This window comes from Winogradskyella sp. SM1960, from assembly GCF_020179375.1.
In the GTDB taxonomy this organism is placed as follows: domain Bacteria; phylum Bacteroidota; class Bacteroidia; order Flavobacteriales; family Flavobacteriaceae; genus Winogradskyella; species Winogradskyella marina.
Window position 1 is genome coordinate 227004 of the sequence record NZ_JAICBG010000001.1, and the last position, 19160, is coordinate 246163.

The 19160-nt window shown below is 33.0% G+C and carries 20 protein-coding genes; 9 read left to right on the plus strand and 11 right to left on the minus strand.

Annotated features, from left to right (window positions below; genetic code table 11):
- The first annotated feature begins 149 nt into the window (after positions 1-149).
- Positions 150-845, plus strand: coding sequence for a LytR/AlgR family response regulator transcription factor (locus K1X16_RS01065; RefSeq protein WP_008271090.1), 696 nt, complete (start codon positions 150-152; stop codon positions 843-845).
- A gap of 277 nt (positions 846-1122) precedes the next feature.
- Here the strand turns inward: K1X16_RS01065 and priA are convergent, their stop codons facing one another.
- The 5 genes from priA to K1X16_RS01090 form a co-directional block, all read right to left on the minus strand.
- The gene (gene priA, locus K1X16_RS01070; protein ID WP_225034717.1) at positions 1123-3576 is read right to left on the minus strand and encodes a primosomal protein N'; all 2454 of its coding nucleotides are present in this window, start codon (positions 3574-3576) and stop codon (positions 1123-1125) included.
- Positions 3576-4001: a DUF2147 domain-containing protein gene (locus K1X16_RS01075; RefSeq protein ID WP_195870565.1), complete on the minus strand. Its 426-nt coding sequence runs from the start codon at positions 3999-4001 to the stop codon at positions 3576-3578. The genes priA and K1X16_RS01075 overlap by 1 nt, the downstream gene beginning before the upstream one ends.
- Positions 4002-4146: 145 nt before the next feature.
- Positions 4147-5007: a tetratricopeptide repeat protein gene (locus K1X16_RS01080; RefSeq protein WP_195870566.1), complete on the minus strand. Its 861-nt coding sequence runs from the start codon at positions 5005-5007 to the stop codon at positions 4147-4149.
- Positions 5008-5032: 25 nt separating this feature from the next.
- Entirely contained in the window at positions 5033-5467 is a 435-nt protein-coding gene (locus tag K1X16_RS01085; protein WP_195870567.1) for a hypothetical protein, read from the minus strand.
- Between the two features lie 62 nt (positions 5468-5529).
- Positions 5530-6060: a hypothetical protein gene (locus tag K1X16_RS01090; protein ID WP_195870568.1), complete on the minus strand. Its 531-nt coding sequence runs from the start codon at positions 6058-6060 to the stop codon at positions 5530-5532.
- A gap of 239 nt (positions 6061-6299) precedes the next feature.
- Here K1X16_RS01090 and K1X16_RS01095 point away from each other — a divergent pair, with 239 nt between their 5' ends.
- Together K1X16_RS01095 and K1X16_RS01100 are read left to right on the plus strand one after the other, a co-directional pair.
- Entirely contained in the window at positions 6300-8015 is a 1716-nt protein-coding gene (locus K1X16_RS01095; protein ID WP_225034718.1) for a histidine kinase, read from the plus strand.
- 4 nt (positions 8016-8019) lie between these two features.
- Positions 8020-8754 (plus strand): LytR/AlgR family response regulator transcription factor, encoded by a 735-nt coding sequence (locus tag K1X16_RS01100; protein ID WP_195870570.1) that lies wholly within the window; start codon positions 8020-8022, stop codon positions 8752-8754.
- Here K1X16_RS01100 and K1X16_RS01105 read toward each other — a convergent pair.
- A complete protein-coding gene (locus tag K1X16_RS01105) occupies positions 8747-9709 on the minus strand; it encodes a YihY/virulence factor BrkB family protein (protein ID WP_195870571.1) in 963 nt (320 codons plus the stop codon). The two genes, K1X16_RS01100 and K1X16_RS01105, sit on opposite strands and share 8 nt — an antisense overlap.
- A 47-nt stretch (positions 9710-9756) precedes the next feature.
- The gene (nadC, locus tag K1X16_RS01110) at positions 9757-10614 is read right to left on the minus strand and encodes a carboxylating nicotinate-nucleotide diphosphorylase (RefSeq protein ID WP_225034719.1); all 858 of its coding nucleotides are present in this window, start codon (positions 10612-10614) and stop codon (positions 9757-9759) included.
- A 198-nt stretch (positions 10615-10812) separates the two neighbouring features.
- Here nadC and rlmH point away from each other — a divergent pair, with 198 nt between their 5' ends.
- A complete protein-coding gene (rlmH, locus tag K1X16_RS01115; protein ID WP_225034720.1) occupies positions 10813-11286 on the plus strand; it encodes a 23S rRNA (pseudouridine(1915)-N(3))-methyltransferase RlmH in 474 nt (157 codons plus the stop codon).
- A gap of 44 nt (positions 11287-11330) precedes the next feature.
- Here the strand turns inward: rlmH and hpf are convergent, their stop codons facing one another.
- Together hpf and K1X16_RS01125 are read right to left on the minus strand one after the other, a co-directional pair.
- The gene (gene hpf / locus K1X16_RS01120; protein WP_195870574.1) at positions 11331-11630 is read right to left on the minus strand and encodes a ribosome hibernation-promoting factor, HPF/YfiA family; all 300 of its coding nucleotides are present in this window, start codon (positions 11628-11630) and stop codon (positions 11331-11333) included.
- 139 nt (positions 11631-11769) lie between these two features.
- The gene (locus K1X16_RS01125; RefSeq protein ID WP_225034721.1) at positions 11770-12729 is read right to left on the minus strand and encodes a DUF4421 family protein; all 960 of its coding nucleotides are present in this window, start codon (positions 12727-12729) and stop codon (positions 11770-11772) included.
- A 100-nt stretch (positions 12730-12829) separates the two neighbouring features.
- On the opposite strand from K1X16_RS01125, the gene K1X16_RS01130 reads away from it, so the two are divergent.
- From K1X16_RS01130 to K1X16_RS01140, 3 genes are all read left to right on the plus strand, one after another.
- Positions 12830-13399 (plus strand): non-canonical purine NTP diphosphatase, encoded by a 570-nt coding sequence (locus tag K1X16_RS01130; RefSeq protein WP_225034722.1) that lies wholly within the window; start codon positions 12830-12832, stop codon positions 13397-13399.
- Positions 13400-13721: 322 nt separating this feature from the next.
- Positions 13722-15617 (plus strand): DEAD/DEAH box helicase, encoded by a 1896-nt coding sequence (locus tag K1X16_RS01135; RefSeq protein WP_195870577.1) that lies wholly within the window; start codon positions 13722-13724, stop codon positions 15615-15617.
- Positions 15618-15818: 201 nt separating this feature from the next.
- Positions 15819-16619 carry a carboxypeptidase-like regulatory domain-containing protein gene (locus K1X16_RS01140; protein WP_225034723.1) on the plus strand — a complete coding sequence of 267 codons (801 nt, stop codon included), beginning with the start codon at positions 15819-15821 and terminating at the stop codon, positions 16617-16619.
- 10 nt (positions 16620-16629) lie between these two features.
- On the opposite strand, the gene K1X16_RS01145 is transcribed toward K1X16_RS01140, so the two are convergent.
- A complete protein-coding gene (locus K1X16_RS01145) occupies positions 16630-16992 on the minus strand; it encodes a VOC family protein (RefSeq protein WP_225034724.1) in 363 nt (120 codons plus the stop codon).
- Between the two features lie 33 nt (positions 16993-17025).
- Positions 17026-17682 carry a TrmH family RNA methyltransferase gene (locus K1X16_RS01150; RefSeq protein WP_195870580.1) on the minus strand — a complete coding sequence of 219 codons (657 nt, stop codon included), beginning with the start codon at positions 17680-17682 and terminating at the stop codon, positions 17026-17028.
- Between the two features lie 90 nt (positions 17683-17772).
- Between K1X16_RS01150 and K1X16_RS01155 the strand changes: the two genes are divergently transcribed.
- Together K1X16_RS01155 and K1X16_RS01160 are read left to right on the plus strand one after the other, a co-directional pair.
- Positions 17773-18459: an SIR2 family NAD-dependent protein deacylase gene (locus K1X16_RS01155; protein WP_225034725.1), complete on the plus strand. Its 687-nt coding sequence runs from the start codon at positions 17773-17775 to the stop codon at positions 18457-18459.
- A gap of 81 nt (positions 18460-18540) precedes the next feature.
- Positions 18541-19143: a TetR/AcrR family transcriptional regulator gene (locus tag K1X16_RS01160; RefSeq protein WP_225034726.1), complete on the plus strand. Its 603-nt coding sequence runs from the start codon at positions 18541-18543 to the stop codon at positions 19141-19143.
- Positions 19144-19160 lie beyond the last annotated feature (17 nt).

Below are 19160 nucleotides of genomic sequence, written 5' to 3' on the forward strand. Positions count from 1 at the left end.
TTCTATATCTAACAACGTTTTACAAGTAAAAATTCAATAGATTTTAGTCAAAAATATTCTGTTAATTATTACGGTTTGTCGGTATTATTTGTTTTTTAACCGAATTTATCGTACTATTGTCGATATCTTAACCTAAAATTAATAATGTTATGACTTTAAACTGTGTAGTTGTTGATGATTCTGCGATTCAGCGTCTCTCTATAGTAAAGTTAATTGAGAATCATTCCTCACTTAACCTTATAGCAGAGTATAGCAGTGCGTTAGAAACAAAAAACGGTCTTAATACCCATAAGGTAGATCTTATCTTCTTAGATATAGAGATGCCTGTATTAAACGGTTTTGAGTTGCTAGATGTGCTCAACAACAAACCCCAAATTATTTTTGTTACCGGTAAAACCGAGTATGCTTTTAAAGCATTTAATTACGATGCCACCGATTACCTTCAGAAACCAATCACAAAAGAACGTTTTAATACTGCTGTAGAAAAAGCTATTGAGCAGCACAAATTAAAACTAGACTTTAACGAAACTGATGGTGAGCATATCTTTGTAAAAAGTAACCTTAAAAAACGTAAAGTTTATATTAAGGATATTAAATGGATTGAAGCACTTGGCGATTACGTAAAAGTAGTAACTGAAGAAAACAGCTTGGTAGTACTATCTACTATGAAAGCTTTTGAACAGGAGCTACCCGAAGGTAAGTTTTTAAGAATTCACAAATCCTACATTGTGAATCTCGATAAGATTGACCGATTTAACAGTAAAAATGTTGAAGTTGGTGCTTACGAAATTCCATTGAGTCGAAATAAAAAGACCCAATTAGTAGATGCTTTAAATAATATGTAGAACATTACATTTACATATAAAGCATTACATTATAAATTATAAAGAATCCTGAGCAATTTGCTTAGGATTTTTTAGTTTAAAAAAACTAATTATTAGATTTTTACACTCCTAAAGTCCCCTCAAGGGGACAATCTATTTGACTAACTTTTTAATATAAATTGAAAATTAATTAGAAATAGAATAAATTACATTTAAGAAATTTAAGTATTCTTGACAAATAAAGTCCCATTAATTAAACTTTAGGGATGTTTTGAAAACCTAATAAGTCTAAGTTTCATTAATAATTATCCACATTAATTACCACTCTCACTGGTCTAAAGTCTTTAACAGCATTAAAACTATTATCAATTTTCTGGATCGCTTCTTTAGTTTTTAGTAATGACTGTTTTGGTGGAATTTTAACCAATATGTTTTTGTGATACAAATTTCGAATTCTTGAAACCGGTGGAAACTCAGGTCCCAAAACATTAGCTTTAAATAATTGTTTTAAAGATTTGGCATACCAATCTGCTGCCATATTCACACGATTATAATCCTTATGTTTAAACGTAATTTTTATTATTCTGTAAATTGGTGGATACTTGTAATTGTAGCGTTCGTTCATTTGCTCTGCAAACATTTCTTTATAAGAGTTGGTTGAAACTTGCTGCAGAATATTATGATGCGGATTATAGGTTTGAATTAAAACTTTACCTCGCAAATCTGTTCGTCCTGCCCTACCAGAAACCTGCGCCATTAATTGATAACTACGTTCGTGCGCTCTAAAATCTGGAAAGTTGAGCAAATTATCTGCATTCATAATACCAACTAACTTCACATATCTAAAATCGAGTCCTTTAGTTAGCATTTGTGTACCAACCAAAATATCAACTTCGCGCTGTTCAAAGCTGTTTATTATTTTCTCGAAACCGTATTTTCCTCGCGTCGTATCTAAATCCATACGTGCCACTTTTTTTTCAGGAAATAACACTTTTACCTCTGCTTCTATTTGCTCAGTACCGAATCCTTTGGTGTCTAAAGTTGAATTTCCACAACCTTGACAACTCTTTAGCATTGCCGAATTATAACCACAATAATGACAACGCAACTGATCTCTGTATTGATGATACGTTAAGCTTACATCGCAATTAGGACATTGCGGTGATGTTCCGCAAGTAGTACATTCTATTATCGGCGAAAATCCTCTTCTGTTTTGAAACAATATAATCTGGAAACCTTCCTCTAAGGTTTCGGTCATTTCTTCAATAAGTCGGTCACTAAAATGACCTTTCATTCGTTTGCGCTTGTATTTATCTGCCAAATCTACCAATTCAATGTCTGGCATTAACACATTATTGTAACGTGTATTTAATTCTACCAAACCATATTTACCTTGGCTCGCATTAAAGTAACTTTCTAAACTTGGTGTCGCAGACCCTAAAAGGGTTTTTGCTTTAAATAAATTTGCCAACACAATGGCAGCATCTCTGGCATGGTAACGTGGCGCAGGATCGAATTGTTTATAAGATGACTCATGCTCTTCATCAACGATAATTAATCCTAAATTAGTAAATGGTAACAGTAACGACGAACGCGCTCCAATAACTACTTGCGCCTTTTCGGAATTCGTCAGCATGTTTTGCCAAACCTCTACCCTTTCATTTCCTGAATATCTGGAATGAAAAACAGCCACTTTCTCACCAAAATAATCTTGAAGTCGATTAACTAACTGTGTCGTTAATGCAATTTCTGGCAACAAATACAATACTTGTTTTTCTTGCTCTAATTGTTTTTGAATAAGCTGAACATATATTTCAGTTTTACCAGAAGACGTTACACCATGTAATAATGCAACAGATTTTTCTTTAAAAATGGTCTCTACGTCATCATAAGCCTGTTGTTGTGCTTCACTTAAGCGTTTGGCATCGGCATTACCTTCTCCATCAAACTGTACACGATCGACTTGAATATGATATTCTTCTAATATTTGCTTATCAATTAACGTTTTAATTATACTTGTTGAAGCACCGCTACGCTCAGACAAATCTGAAACTTTAATGGGTTGCTTTATCGAAGCTTCCATGGTGAACAGTGTTAAAACAACTTCTCGTTGTTTTGGCGCACGACTTAATTCTTCTAACAACTCCTGAAGCTTCTCTTGTGATTTGTGGTTATCATGAAGTTTTACATACCGCACTAATTTTGGTGTGTATTTTTCGTAAAGTTCTTCCTGTAAATTTAAAACACCCTTTTTTACCAAGCTATTAATAATAGGTAGTACACGCTTTTTATCTAGGATGGACACAACATCATTAATTTTTAATGAAGACTGATGTTGTAACGCTTCATAAATTAAATATTCGTCATCTTTTAATTCAGATTCCTTAATATTTGCTTTTTCATTTTTAGAGATAACCGTTTCACTTTCTAACAAAAAAGCATTTGGCATGGCAGCACGCAATACTTCACCTAAACTACACATGTAATAATTAGAAATCCAGTTCCAATGTTGTAACTGCATTTCAGTTATTACAGGCACATCATCTAAGATTTGATGAATGGTTTTTGGTTCGTAAGCCGTTGGTGGATTTTGATGAATGGTGTAAACTAAAGCGGTATAAATTTTACTTTTTCCAAAAGGCACAGCAACTCGCATACCTGGTTTTAAGAACTGAGATTCTGCTTCAGTAATATGATACGTAAACGCTTTTTGAAGCGGAATTGGCAATATGACGTCGATAAAATGTAGCATTATTTAACACGCTTCCAATATTGAGTTCTGTAGAAAAAAGCTAAATAACCTCTTACCTGAAGAGTGTCCGAGTCACCTTCGAGCTTAAGACGGCAACGGTATGTTTTTCCGTTTTCTGGATTTAAAATTGTACCTCCATCATACACACCACCATTTTTAGATAACCCTTCTATAAAGACTAATCCAACGATGCGCTGGTCTTTTTTATCACCTTTACAATTACTACAAACTCTGTATTCTACCTCTGGATTAAAAACAGCTATAATTTTACCATATATCTTACCATCTTCCTCATAAACTTCAACTATAGATTTTGCATCACCTGTGTTATCATCTATGGTTTTCCACTTGCCAACAATGCTCTGAGCTGTGAGATTAAAAAACACCATGAACAAAATAAAAAATGCTATTGCGTTTTTAATCATATTTAAATTTTCTGTAGTTAGTACTTCAAATGTAATAGGTTTAATTTAAAAAACCATCTCGAATGAAGATGGTTTTTTAAAACTTTGAACTCAATTATTAATTAATTTGATATATATACATTACTGTAACCAATCTAAAAACAAGTTACCCTCCTATTTTTAACAACTTACGTAGTGCTGCAGTATCTTTCTTTTTTTCAACTTTAATAGATTTACTTTCAGACTTAACTGTTGTGTTTTTTTCAGTTTTAATTGCCTTTCTTCGCGATGCCTTGTTATTATCTTTTATAACCACTGCCTGTTCAACTTTTGGGCTGTTTGATACTGATCCACCAGCTTTTTTATCTGCAAGGGCACGCCATCTAGCAACTTCAACATCAAAATCACCTAAATATATTTTATCGTAAAGCGCTACAGCAGCATTATATTTTTCTTGCTCTTCATAAATCCAAGCTAATAATAACAGCTCGTGTCTCGTTGACTTTGTATTTTCTTTATTCGGATTAAGCTCTAAACTTTTATTCACATCTGCTTCAGCTGCTTTAATATTACCTAAATTAAACTGCAACTGTCCACGCATAAAGTAAGCAATTGCATTGGGTGTCATGGCAACCATTTGATTATACTTTTCTAAATCGGTTTCTCTGGCGTTTTCCCTAGCGATTAGTTTTTTACTAGTTCTTTGGTAATCGAGATGCTTAAAATACACATCGCAAGTATAAATTAATTCGTATTGCGTAGCTACCAAAAGGTCTTTTCGAGCTAACTGACCTTTATGAAATTTTTTATTGATATCTGGCTCCACAATTTGCGCATCAATTTGAGCTGCATATTTAGGAAGTGTTTCTCTTAAACATGCCTTTAACGTATTTTCAGTTATCGGTCGTTTTAAACTTTCTGCTTCCAAACATGCACACACATCTGTTCTAAAACCATTTTTGTAAGATTGCGCAGTTACAGAAAACAGTCCAAAACAACCGATAAAAAACAACATGCTAAGTTTCATATAATGTAATTTAAAATGTCTTTCTTTAATTTTCTTCTTCGTCTTCTTCTGTACCAACAAAATAAGCTTTCACGGCAGTCATACAAAACTTAAGCGCATTCTTGGTTCTGTTTAAATTAAAGGTTGCTTTTGCTTGTCGCATAAAAGGTGCATCGCTGATATCTTCAGCGATATCTGGCACTTCTTGCCAAAGACTATCAGCATCTCTTTCTGCACGTTCCATCAATTCATCTTCAATCTCTACAGGAACATCCACTCCTGCTTTAACTAAACTATCGTAAACAAAAACCTTATGATACAATTCAAAAGAGTGTTTTACAAAATCATCTACACTGGTAATTTTCGAATTTCGTTTAGGTTTTTTAATACGCTTTTCTTGCGACCAACTTAGCATTGGTAATAAAAAAAGAATAAACAATCCTATGGAAAAATAACGCAGCACTGAACAATGTAGTCTCATAATCGATGGATTTGTTAAGGTTTATACTTGAAATTAAATTTGTAATAAACGTGATAAATGAATTAATAATTAATAGTACCATTCATTGTTAAAATGGCTCCTGAATCTACATTGATAACAGTGGTATTACTAAACACCACTTGTTTTGCCGTTTTATCTACACTAAAGCTTGAACCACAATCTGTATTATCTGCTGAAGTTGTTGGAGGCGTAGAACACACGTAGCTAAACTCTTCACCATTTTTAAGAATAGTCATTGAAATAGCTTTTTGCACATCTGCATTATCACCAACTGTAAACTCTGCGGCAACTATTACAAATGCATTTAAAAAATCTCCTATACTTGGCTCTCCATTATTAAACGTTGTATTTTCATCTGATAGCACCACAGAACTTGTAGTGCCTGTTGTGTCTAAAGCATCCTCATCTATATTTCCAACCACAAGGCTAGTACCAACTTCTGAAGTATCGGATCCAGACAACTGAATAGTTCCAAAAACAGAATTAGTGTCCGAACTGTCATCACTACTAGAGCAACTTACCATGATTAACGCGATTAAAGCAATTTTTAAAATGTTACATTTAGTTTTCATTTTCTTTTCGATATTTTGATTAACACATTCTTATTAACAGTTAAAGAACATCATATTATTCACCTAAACCTATAGCCAACTTATTATCGTTGGGTTTGAATATATTAACGTCGTGTTTGTAGCTGATTTTTAACCATAAATGACTATTTTTAACCGGCTATTAACGACATATCACAATGAAAAGGGCACTAATTATTATCTTTTTTCTTATTTCTACATTTAGTTTCTCACAAAATAAAATGCTAGATTCTTTAGAAAATGTAATCCTTAACTACAAAAAACAAGACACCACATATATTAATTTAAGAATTAAGTATGTCGCAAGAAAAATGTTCTTAACTCCTGCTGATACCACATGGACGAGTTATGTTAACAAAACACTAGATATTTCTAAACAACTTAAATACCCAAAAGGGATTGGGATTTCGTATAACAACTTGGGCATTATACATCATTACTTTATGTCTGATCCGCTAGAAGGGTTAAACTACTACCAAAAGAGTTATGCTATTTTTGAAAAGGATGAAAAATTTAAAAAGTATGAAGTTGCTGTACTCACCAACATCGGACTCATTAATTTAGAGCAACAAGAATACGACAAAGCTTTAAAGAGTTTTAAAACGCTATTAAACAATCCTAAATACACGAGTAAATTCGCAGCCGAATTTTATATTGGTAATGTGTATGGAGATCAAAAAAAGTTAGACTCATCAATTTACTATTATAAAAAAGCACTTGTTGGAGCAGAGCAAAACAAAAGTCAACTGTATATGGCTAACATCAAAACCAATCTTGGTTTAATTGAAGCTAGAGCAGGTTTTTTAGAAGAAGGTTTAATAACCACAATTGAAAGTTTAGAACTCATAGAACAGCAAAACATTGAAAGCTTACGCGTTTCAGCATACACCAATGCTGCTGAAGTTTATTTATTAAATAAGAATATAGAAAAAGCTGAATACTATGCCACCAACAGCTTAAAATTAAATGAGGCCTTAAATAGCTTATCTACAAAAAACAGTGCTTTGGGTACTTTAGCCAATGTCTATGCACAAAAAGAAGATTATAAAAACGCGCTAGATACGTATAAACAACACATTATATTACGCGATAGTCTTATTAATGCAGATAGAAAAATCGAAATATCTCGGAAAGAAATTCAATATGAAGCTGATAAACACAAAGCGATTTCTGAAGTAGAAATTGAACGCCAAAAGTCGATTAAAAACACCTCTATCATTGGTGGTTCTGGCTTAGTTTTAGCTTCAATTATAGGATTTGTGCTCTACAGAAGAAAACAAGAAGCGGTTTCAAAATCAAAGGAAGCAGAGTTTAATGCAAAAGTATCTGATACTGAATTAAAAGCCTTACGCTCGCAAATGAATCCGCATTTTATCTTTAACTCTCTTAATTCTATTGGTGATTATATTTTAAAAAATGACACGCAATCTGCAAGTGATTACTTGAGTAAATTTGCCAAATTGATGCGTTTAACCTTAGAAAATTCAGAAAAGAAAGAAATACTATTAAGTGAAGATATCGCTCTTCTTAGAACATATATGGACATTGAACGCAAACGCTTTAACAACAAATTTGATTATACTATTGATGTTGCAGCTGATTTAGATGATGACAACATTTTAGTGCCACCAATGATTCTTCAACCGTTTATTGAAAACAGTATTATTCATGGTTTGTCGCATAAAGACGACCTTGGCTTTGTCAAAATTTCTTTTAAAGCTGAAAATAACATGCTCATTTGTAGTGTAGATGACAATGGTGTAGGCAGACAAAACCTCAACGAATCTGAAAACAAAAAGTCAATGGGAATGGCCATTACAAAAAGTAGAATTGAAATTATAAATAAATTAAAAAACACGAATGGTTCTGTAGAAATTATAGATAAAACAGAAGGCACTAGAATAGACGTTTCACTCCCAATACAACTTGCTTTTTAACATTATGATAAACACTGTAATTATAGATGATGAAAAGCATTGTTCAGATCGTATTCTGAGTCATATTGAACAACATCCAAATACTTTTAATGTGCTTGCCGTAATCGACACTGTAGAAAAAGCACTAAAAGTTGTGCCGCAATTACAACCCGATTTGGTGTTTTTAGATATAAAAATTGATGATAAAACAGGGTTCGATTTTCTACAAGAAATTAATCAGGTTAATTTTAAAGTCATATTTACAACAGCGTTCGATAATTTCGCTATTAAAGCCTTTAAATTTAGTGCGTTTGACTACTTACTAAAACCCATAGATTCTGATGATTTTAATAATGCTGTGACGCGACTAAAAGCAGATTTGACAACTCATAATATAGAGCACCATCTTCAAAATCTATTTAAAAACCTAAAACCAGACCTGAAAAAAGTGATTACCATTCCATCATTAACAGGCTTTGAAACTGTAAAGGTTGAGGATATTATTCATTTAGAAGCAGACACAAGTTATACACACATCGTCACTAAAGATGGCAAAACCATGGTTTCAAAACCTATAAAATTCTATGAAGATTTATTGGCTGATAATTCATTCTTTAAAACCCACAAATCACATCTCATAAATATAGACCATGTAAAAAAATACTTTAAAGGAAAACAGAGTTATGTCTTAATGACTAATGATGCAAAAGTGCCTATTTCAATTCGACGGAAGGATGAGTTTTTAAAACACTTTAAGTAATTTCCTTTTTAGCCGTTGGATGCTTTCTTAAAAATTGAAGTGATGCATTTAATTCGTAACCTAAGAGTAATATGTTAGAATTTAGCCATAAATACAATAACAGAATCAATAAAGCTCCAATAGAACCGTAAAGCTCATTGTATTGCGAAAAGTTTTCAATATAAATCCCGAACAAAAAAGAGGTTAACATAATCAGTAAAGTTGTAAGCAATGCACCAACTGAAAAGAACTTAGATGCTTTTCCTTCTTTAGTGCCAAAATAGTATAAAGTCGCTGTTGCTAAATAAGCCATTATCACAAAGAATAAATACTTTGCAAAGATAATCCAGCCGACACCTTTATCGCCTTCTGTGATAGCGTGACCACTTAAGCCTTCGTACAAAGGTTTAAGTATATAGATCTGAAAGTATCCAAATACAGCAACCGTTAGCAATAAAAGAAATGCTAGAATTAATGCCACACCAATAGCATACATATATTGTTTAAACACATTGCGATACAGCTGTTTATGATAGGACGTTTCAAAACCCGAAAAAACAGCATTTACCCCATTTGCCATTAAAAAAATAGATAATAAAAAGATAGAAGAAATAAGACCTCCACTTGTATTGGTACTCATATCTTGAAAAATACTATCTATGAAAAAAGCTGACGTTTGTGGTGGTAAGATGGAATTTAAAAAATCTAAAAAATCACCTCTAAAGCCATCGATAGGAATATGTGGTATAACAATAATTACAAAAAGCAAAAACGGAAAAATAGCTGTAAAAAAACTAAATGCAATGGCACTTGCTCTTGTGGTTAGCGCTCCATTTACAATTCCCATAATATACAGCTCTAGCAAATCGTACACAGATAATCCTTCAAATCCTGGTAACTTTATCTGCTTAAAAAAACGCATAAGTACATTTAAAACCGGAATTTTATCTAATTTATCTTCTATGGGTTTGGACATACTCGGCTTAAAGTTTAAATTCAATATTTAAAGTTACCAATTAGGCATTACACAGCTTTTAAACTTAAATCTTTATTATATACTGAATGTGTTAATGCACCAGACGAAATATAATCGACACCACATTCTGCATATTTTCTGAGCGTATGTTCATTTATTCCACCAGAAGACTCCGTTAAACATTGATCGCCTATTAGCTTTACAGCCTTACGTGTATCTTCATAATTAAAGTTATCGATAAGGACGCGATAAACTCCACCACAATCTAATATCTCTCTAATTTCATCTAGATTTCTGGCCTCAACAATAATTTTTAAATCTCTGTTGGTATCTTTCAAATATTGCTTAGTCAGGTTAATAGCTTTAGCAACTCCACCTGCAAAATCAATATGATTATCTTTTAGCATAATCATATCATACAAGGCGAATCTATGATTTTCTCCACCACCAATTTTCACAGCCCATTTTTCTAAAGCTCTAATGCCTGGCGTTGTTTTACGTGTATCTAAAATTTTAGTTCCTGTACCGTCTAAAATATCTACAAATTCTCTTGTTTTTGTCGCAATAGCACTCATGCGTTGCATAGCGTTAAGCACCAAACGTTCGGCTTTAAGAATGGATTGTGAAGCACCTTCAACAAAAAACACAATGTCGCCATGTTTTACATGTTGTCCATCGTCTATTAAAGTTTCCACTTTCATATCTTTATCAACGTACTCAAAAACCTGCTTTGCAAATTCAACACCTGCAATAACACCTTTGTCTTTGACCAGTAATTTTGCTTTTCCTTGAGCCGAAGCTGGAATACAAGCTAATGAACTATGGTCACCATCACCAACATCTTCTCTGATAGCATTAGAGATAATTAATTCTATTTCTTTATCGAATTGTGCTTTTGAAATCATCTGAATACATATTTGTTGTAAAAATAGGAATTGATAGATTAAAAATGTCAAAAAGTAAATATCAAATTATAATGCGTCTAACTTTTTGAATGCTATTAAATCCTTAAATTTGAAAATTATTTAGACAGTTTCTGTCACCTCGAGCGCAGTCGAGAGGTCATTTAACGAGGTCTCGACTGCGCTCGACCAGACACTACAATGCAAATAAAACTCATTGCCATAGGCAAAACCGATGATAAAAACTTAATGGCCTTAATTGCCGATTACTCAAAACGACTTGGTCATTATATTAAGTTTGAATTTGACATTATTCCCGATTTAAAAAAAGTTAAGAACTTATCGGAATCTCAGCAAAAAGAAAAGGAAGGCGAATTGATTTTGGCAAAAACTCAAACGTCTGATGTTTTAATTCTCTTAGACGAAAACGGGAAACAGTTAGATTCTATAGCGTTTTCTAACTATTTACAAAAACACATGAATTCTGGGATTAAAACCTTAATTTTTGTTATTGGTGGTCCTTATGGGTTTTCGGATGCTATTTATAATAGAGCAAATGGCAAGTTAGGCTTGTCAAAAATGACATTTTCGCATCAAATGGTGCGCTTATTCTTTATTGAACAATTGTACAGAGGGTTTACAATTCTTAGAAATGAACCTTATCATCATCGCTAAAAACTATAAACCCTCTGATATTAAACGTCTAAACGTTTATTGCATTAGTGTGTTTTATAAACTTCTTTTCGTTTTTTAAGTTGTCTTGTTAAATCATTAATGGTCTCGTTCATTGCCATTTCGTAATTTTTTTCATTCGATTTTGCAAAAATACGTGGTCCAGGTAAGCTCAGTTCTATATTACAAATTTTACCAGCATCATGATCTTTTTCATCATGCTTAAAATATACTTGAGCTGAAATTAAAAACTCAAATTTATTAGCTAATTTCTCTAACTTTTCCTCTGTTAATTCTGAAAGTGTTTCACTTACGTCAATGTTTACATATTGAAAATTTACCGTCATAATCTATCTTGTTTTAATGAATTATTCTTTTCACTAAGATACAAGATTTAGTCAGTTTCAGAACTGATAATTATCATAATTTATTGATAAAATTTAAAATTATTTCATCAAAAACCATAACGACCTTAACAGGTAGAACTTAGTGTTTTTTGTTAAACTTATAACCAATGGCCAGTTTAGCTTTCGTAAGATTTAACAAGTAATTATTACCGAAATCTATATCAGTGCTATTTAACCCATTGCTATATGTAAAACTCACATAAAATGGGTTTAAATTATAGCTTAAGCCTATTAAGAAATCTAATTTGTAAAGCATGGGATTTGCTGGCTCAAAACTTCCATCTTGAAGTGTTATTTTTTTATCTATCAAGCCTATTCCTGGCATAACATTAACGGTTGCTGTTATATTCTCTGGCAGTTTAAAGTAAGATATAATTCCTGCTAAAACACCAAATGACAACCCTTTATATCTCCTAACATCTCCTTGCTCATTAAAAAACGGTCTTGTCGTTTCTGATAATATACTAGGTTTTCCAGAGAAATAATCAAAACTTCCAAAAACACCAGCACCTCCAGTTATAAATATATTTTCATAATTTTTATTGGGCAATCCGGCTTTTAAAAGCGAATATGAAAATTCAATATCATCTAAAGTGTATAAATAATTAATTCCAACACTTACAGATCTAATATCATTTCTAAAAACGGTAGGTTCGTCAAAATCATTTTTAGCATTAAAACCTCTATAAACTTGCGTATAAATTTTTACAAAATTCTTATCTTTTAATACCGTAGAGCCTTGAAGATCAAACCGACTTGTTTTCTCTTTATTAGGGTTTTTAATATTAACAGCGATATCTAGTATTATCTTTTTGTTTGCAAAACCAAGACCTAAACCATATCTGTTATTAGGCACAAACTTGGCTTTAGAATCACCATCTGATACACTAAACTTATTAACTTTGAAATTGGAGAAAATACGCAGCGAATAGTTTTCAATATCTCTATCTACTAATAAGGAATCTAAATCTTCTAAATCTTGTGCATTTAAATTAAAACTTGCAAAACAAAACACTAAAAGCAAAAAAGATTTTACCATAACATAAAAGTGCGTGTTAAAATTATTTTGTTTTGACAATTGATCCTAAATTAGATTCCTATTTTTACAAAAACAAAATTACATTAAATAAGGTCATATTATGCAACTTGTTTTCGCAACTAATAATTTAAATAAACTAAAAGAGGTTCAGTCTATGTTACCTACGCACATTAAACTTTTAAGTTTGAGTGATATTGCCTGTGTTGAAGACATTCCTGAAACCCAACCAACTATTGAAGGGAATGCGATACAAAAAGCAGAATACCTAAAAAAACATTATGGTTACGATTGTTTTGCAGATGATACAGGATTAGAAGTTGAAGCATTACATGGAGAACCAGGCGTATTTTCTGCACGTTATGCTGGTCCTCAACGCAATGCATACGACAACAACCATAAACTCTTAACCGAACTTAAGAACAAACCCAACCGAAGTGCACAGTTTAAAACGGTTATTGCATTGCACCTAAACGGAGAGCTGCATACATTTACTGGGATTTGCAAAGGCAGTATTAAAAATAAAGCACATGGTGAAGGTGGTTTTGGTTACGATCCTCTCTTTAAAGCTGAAGGATTCGATAAGACCTTTGCAGAAATATCTCTAGAAGAAAAAAATAGAATTGGGCATCGTGGGAAAGCGGTTGCTCAGTTGGTTGATTTTTTGAAATAACTGATTCTAAAAAAAGAAAAATTGGAATTAGTAATATCAAATAGACTTTAATCTAAAATCAATCCTTATTACAATGACCTCACTAATTGTAGGTATTGTTTCACTTCTATTACTTTAAAATACAACAACTAAGCTTAATAAGAATAACAAAATTGATTATCCAATTAATTAACGTACCTTTGCACCTTGCAAAAAATCCAAGGTTGGATTTTATATATTCCTCAGCGTGAGGATGTGTTACCTAGAAGTTTTAGTGTTTAGTATGTCGATTCGCTTCTCTTGTAACACCAACAGAACATAATCGAATACATAAAACTCAAGAATGAGCACATTCCAAGAATTAGGTCTTAATGAAGACCTTCTTAAAGCTATTACGGATTTAGGTTTTGAAAAACCTAGTGAAGTTCAACAAAAAGCAATTCCACTTTTATTAGAAGAAGAAGACAAAGATTTAGTGGCTTTGGCACAAACAGGAACAGGTAAAACTGCAGCCTTCGGGTTTCCAATGCTACAAAAAATTGATGTCGATAGCAGAACCACACAAGGTCTTATCTTATCTCCAACACGCGAATTGTGTTTACAGATCGCTAACGAACTTAAACTTTACGGTAAGTATTGTAAAGGGTTAAATGTTACTGCTATTTATGGTGGTGCAAGTATTTCTGACCAAGCAAGACAAGTAAAACGTGGTTCACAAATAATTGTAGCTACTCCTGGTCGTATGAAAGATATGATTAGCCGTAATATGGTTGATATTTCTAAAATACAATACAGCGTTTTAGACGAAGCCGATGAAATGTTAAATATGGGCTTCTATGAAGACATTACAGATATTTTATCCCACACACCAGATGATAAAAGTACCTGGTTATTCTCTGCAACAATGCCTAGAGAGGTTGCCAACATTGCAAAGAAATTTATGTACGATCCTACCGAAATCACAGTAGGTAACAAAAACGAAAGTACAAGTAACGTTTCTCACGAATATTATTTAGTAAACGCTAGAGATCGTTACCAAGCACTTAAGCGTTTGGCAGATGCAAATCCTGATATATTTTCTGTGATTTTCTGTCGTACAAAAAGAGACACTCAAAAAGTAGCCGAAAACTTAATTGAAGATGGTTATTCAGCAGGTGCATTACATGGAGATTTAAGTCAGAATCAACGTGATTTAGTAATGAAATCTTTCAGAAACCAACAAATACAAATGTTGGTGGCTACAGATGTTGCAGCTCGTGGTATTGATGTCGATGATATTACGCACGTTATCAATTACCAACTACCTGATGAACCTGAAGTTTACACTCACAGGTCTGGTAGAACAGGACGTGCTGGTAAAACAGGTATCTCAATGGTTATTGTTTCTAAAAGTGAAGTTAGAAAAATTAAAGGCATAGAACGTATCATTAAAAAACAATTTGAGAAGAAGGAGATTCCATCTTCAGAAAGTATTGTTGAAGTACAATTAATGTCCTTAGCCAATAAAATACACACCACTGAAACTAATGGCGAAATTGATAAGCATCTAGAGAATATCAACACGTTATTTGCAGATACGGAGAAAGACGAATTAATCAAAAAATTCTTTTCTGTAGAATTTAATCGTTTCTTTAATTACTATCAAAAATCGAAAGATTTAAATGTTGTTGAGTCTCGCGGAAGCGATAGAGATGGTGGACGCGGTTACAACAAACAATCTAACGATTCTCGTTACTTTATTAACGTCGGGAAAAAAGATGGTTACGACTGGATGAAATTGAAAGATTTCTTAAAAGAACAATTAGAATTAGGACGTGACGACGTTTTTAAAGTCGATGTAAAAGACAGCTTTTCATTCTTTAATACCGAAAAAGGTTTACAAGAAAAAGTATTGGCATTCTTCACTGATTTTAAACATGATGGTCGTTTTGTAAATGTTGAAGTAAGTGCTGACAAAGGCAGAAGTCGTGGTGGAAGAAGTGGCGGAAGAGGTCGTGGAGGCAACGACAGACGCTCTGGTGGCCGAAGAAGAGATGATAAGCCAAGAGGAGATAGACGCTCTAGCGGAAGACGTTCTGAAGGTGGAGGTTCTGGAAACCGAAGTGATAGACGTAGCAGACGCTCAGACGATAATAGAAGCGACAGAGGAGATAGAAAATTTAACGACTCTAAAGGCGACAGACGTTCTTCAGAATCTAATAGTTCGGGTTCAGATAGACCAAGACGCTCTAGACGATAATATTAAATTTTTCTAAACGTTTTAACGTTTAATACCAATAACAAATTCCAAAACTTGAAGTAATACTTTAGGTTTTGGTTTTTTTTTGAACTATTCTAAACATAGCCTTTACCTATTATAAAAGTTAATATTACGTCAAATCTAAGTGTGTAATATGTTAAATCCGTTTTCTTTATTACCTTTACCACGTAACACACCTGCATGCGACATCTACTTATTTTAATTTTATGCTTAACGACGGTTTATGGCTATAGTCAAGATACTACTGCCACCAAGACACCTTCAAAAGTAAAAGGAACTTTAGTTAGCTCCACAACAAGTTTACCTTTAGCAGAAGCAAACATTGTAAATATCAATGAAGTTGTTGGAACCGCAACAAACGATGATGGAGAGTTTGAAATAAAAGCTAAAGTTAACGACACTTTACATTTATCGTATTTAGGATATAAGTCTATTAAAGTTAGAGTTACCAATGATTGGATAAAATTTGGTAATACTGAAATTGCAATGACCGAATTAGCCTTAGCCTTAGAGGAAGTTACCGTAAAACAACTAGAATTAACAGGTTATTTAGAAGTCGATATGAATCAGGTTCCTATTACTTCTAATAATCGTTATCGTATTTCTGGCTTACCTGGTCAAGGTTATGAAGCTGGAAAACCTAACTTGGCGTCACGTGTACTTGGTGCTATTTTTAATCCTGCAGATTTTTTATACAATATGTTTGGCCGTAAGCCTAACGAAATGCGTAAGCTAAAGAAAATGAAGGAGGATGATGAAATTAGAAGTCATTTATCTAAGCGTTTTGATAGAGAAATGTTATTGGTGTTATTACAAGTCACAAGATACGACTTAGACGAAATTGTAAACCAGTGTAATTATTCAAAAGACTTCATTAACACAGCTAATGACCTTCAAATTTTAGATGCCATAAGTATTTGCTACGAAGAATATAAAGTCATCAAAAACAGTAAAGAAAGAAAGAATAACAAAAAGGAATAAATCGTATTCACTAAGCATCAGAATGTAAGGCAATTTTATTTCCTTCTGTATCTATAAACATTCCCATAAAACCATTTTCTTCCGAAATTTTTGTTTTTTCTAAGCCTATTTTTCCACCTGCAGCTTCTACTCTATCGAGTTCTATTTGTACATCTTTAGATATAAAGTAGATTAATACTCCGTCTTTACTTGGTACATATGAGTTTTGTTTAATGAGTGTTCCAGTTGACCCATAAGCTCCGTTATTGTTAGGAAACCAACCCATTATTAAACCATCAAATTCTACATTTTTTATGGCAACCTTAAAAACTGTTTCGTAGAACTTTTTTGCACGATCCATATCGTTAACCGGAATTTCAAACCAACCTACCATAATTTATATTTTAGTGAGTTAAATTTACAAAAATTATGACTTCAAATTATAACGTTCTACAATGGCATCATAATCTTTTAGTGTTTTTTTAATCCAATCAATACGTTTTTCTATAATCTCTTCATCTGTTAGTTGCCAGTTAATATCTGACTTTCGTAATTGCGCTGTGACATGTTGAAGAATAATAGCCGCAGACACCGAAATATTCAAGCTTTCTGTAAAGCCAACCATCGGAATTTTAAGGAAACAATCGGCTTCATCTAATACTTGTTGCGATAGCCCTTCAGATTCTCTTCCAAAGAAAAAACACGATTTTTTAGAAATGTCAAAATCAATCAACTCACAATCATCTCTGTGTGGTGTTGTTGCGACAATTTGATAGCCTTTATCCTTAATATCAGAAATACAATTTTCTATGGAGTGATATCGATTAAGATCTACCCATTTTTGCGCTCCCATTGCAATTTCTCTATCTATACTTTTAGAATTCACCTCTTCTACAATACTTAATTCTTGTATTCCGAATACATCACAAGAGCGCATTACAGCACTTGTATTATGTAATTGATATACATCTTCTGTTGCAACCGTAAAATGCTTGGTTCGGTTTGGTAATATCGTTTTAAAGCGCTCTATACGACCTGGAGTTACAAAGCCTTCTAAGTATTCTAAAAGTTTTAAATCTTGCATAGGTCAAAAATACTAAAAATGGAACTGACCATACCCTGAAAATCATAGGGACTTTACACGCATTAATCTAATTTTGGTTATTTTTAATTTATGAAAAAACACATTGTTGTACTAACAGGAGCTGGCATAAGTGCCGAAAGTGGCATAAAAACATTTAGAGATGCAGATGGACTTTGGGAAGGACACGACGTTATGGAAGTCGCTTCACCCGAAGGTTTTGCACGTAATCCGGAATTGGTTTTAAACTTTTATAATGAAAGACGAAAACAATTGAAGGATGTTGAACCCAACCAAGCACATAAAGATTTAGCAGCACTTGAAAACGATTATAACGTCACTATAATTACTCAAAATGTTGATGATTTACATGAACGTGCAGGAAGTACAGCTGTCGTTCATTTACATGGCGAATTACGAAAAATAAGAAGTGTAGGAAATGAAAATGATATTAAAGACTTTACCGAAGATCTTTCCATAGGAGATTTGTGCGCAGAGGGCCATCAATTACGGCCACATATTGTTTGGTTTGGCGAGGCGGTTCCCATGATTGACGACGCGATAGAAGTGTGTCAAAAAGCGGATATTTTAGTCATTATCGGTACAAGTATGCAAGTCTATCCGGCGGCAGGTTTAATGGACTACGCACCAGATGCCACTCCGATTTATTATATAGACCCCAAACCAGCCTACATTAACAGTAAAAAAGTACATATCATTGAAAAATCTGCTACAGAAGGCACTAAAAGCTTACTAAAATTACTTAGCGCCCAATCTTAAGCCTGGTTTAATTTGTGTTAAACTTTTTACAAATAATCCATGAAACATACCTACTAGTATTTTTTTCACATACCTTTGAGTATGGAACAAAGACAAAAGTCAGAATTTACCAAACAGTTAATTCTTAACGAGTCGTTTAAGTTATTCTATAAAAACGGGTTTAAAACCACGAGTGTAGATAAAATAATGAAGACGACCAACCTTACTAAAGGAGCGTTTTACCATCATTACAAAAACAAAAAAGAACTTGGATTAGAGGTGATCAGTTCTAAAATACAACAACGTGTTTACCAAGGTATGGTCACCCCTTTATACCAAGATGGCAATGCATTAGCCATATTAAAAGTTACGTTTTCAGAACGTTTAAAGTCTTTCTCTCAGTACGATAAACAACATGGTTGCCCAATGAATAATTTCATTAATGAAATTGCCGATGAAGAAGAAGCGTATCAATTGGCCTTAAAACGCATCGTCGAAGAGTGGAAAGCGGCTTTAATTTATTTACTTGAGCGTGGCAAAAAAGACAATGTCATCAATACAACAATTTCTAGCAATGCTGTTGCGGTGTATTTAATCAGTTCTTTTGAAGGCATTCGTGGACTAAGGAAATTATATAATAACGACAGCATCCTCGATGATTATATTTTAGGACTTACCCTATACCTCAACCAACTGAAACCTTAATATTTTTTTAATTTAAA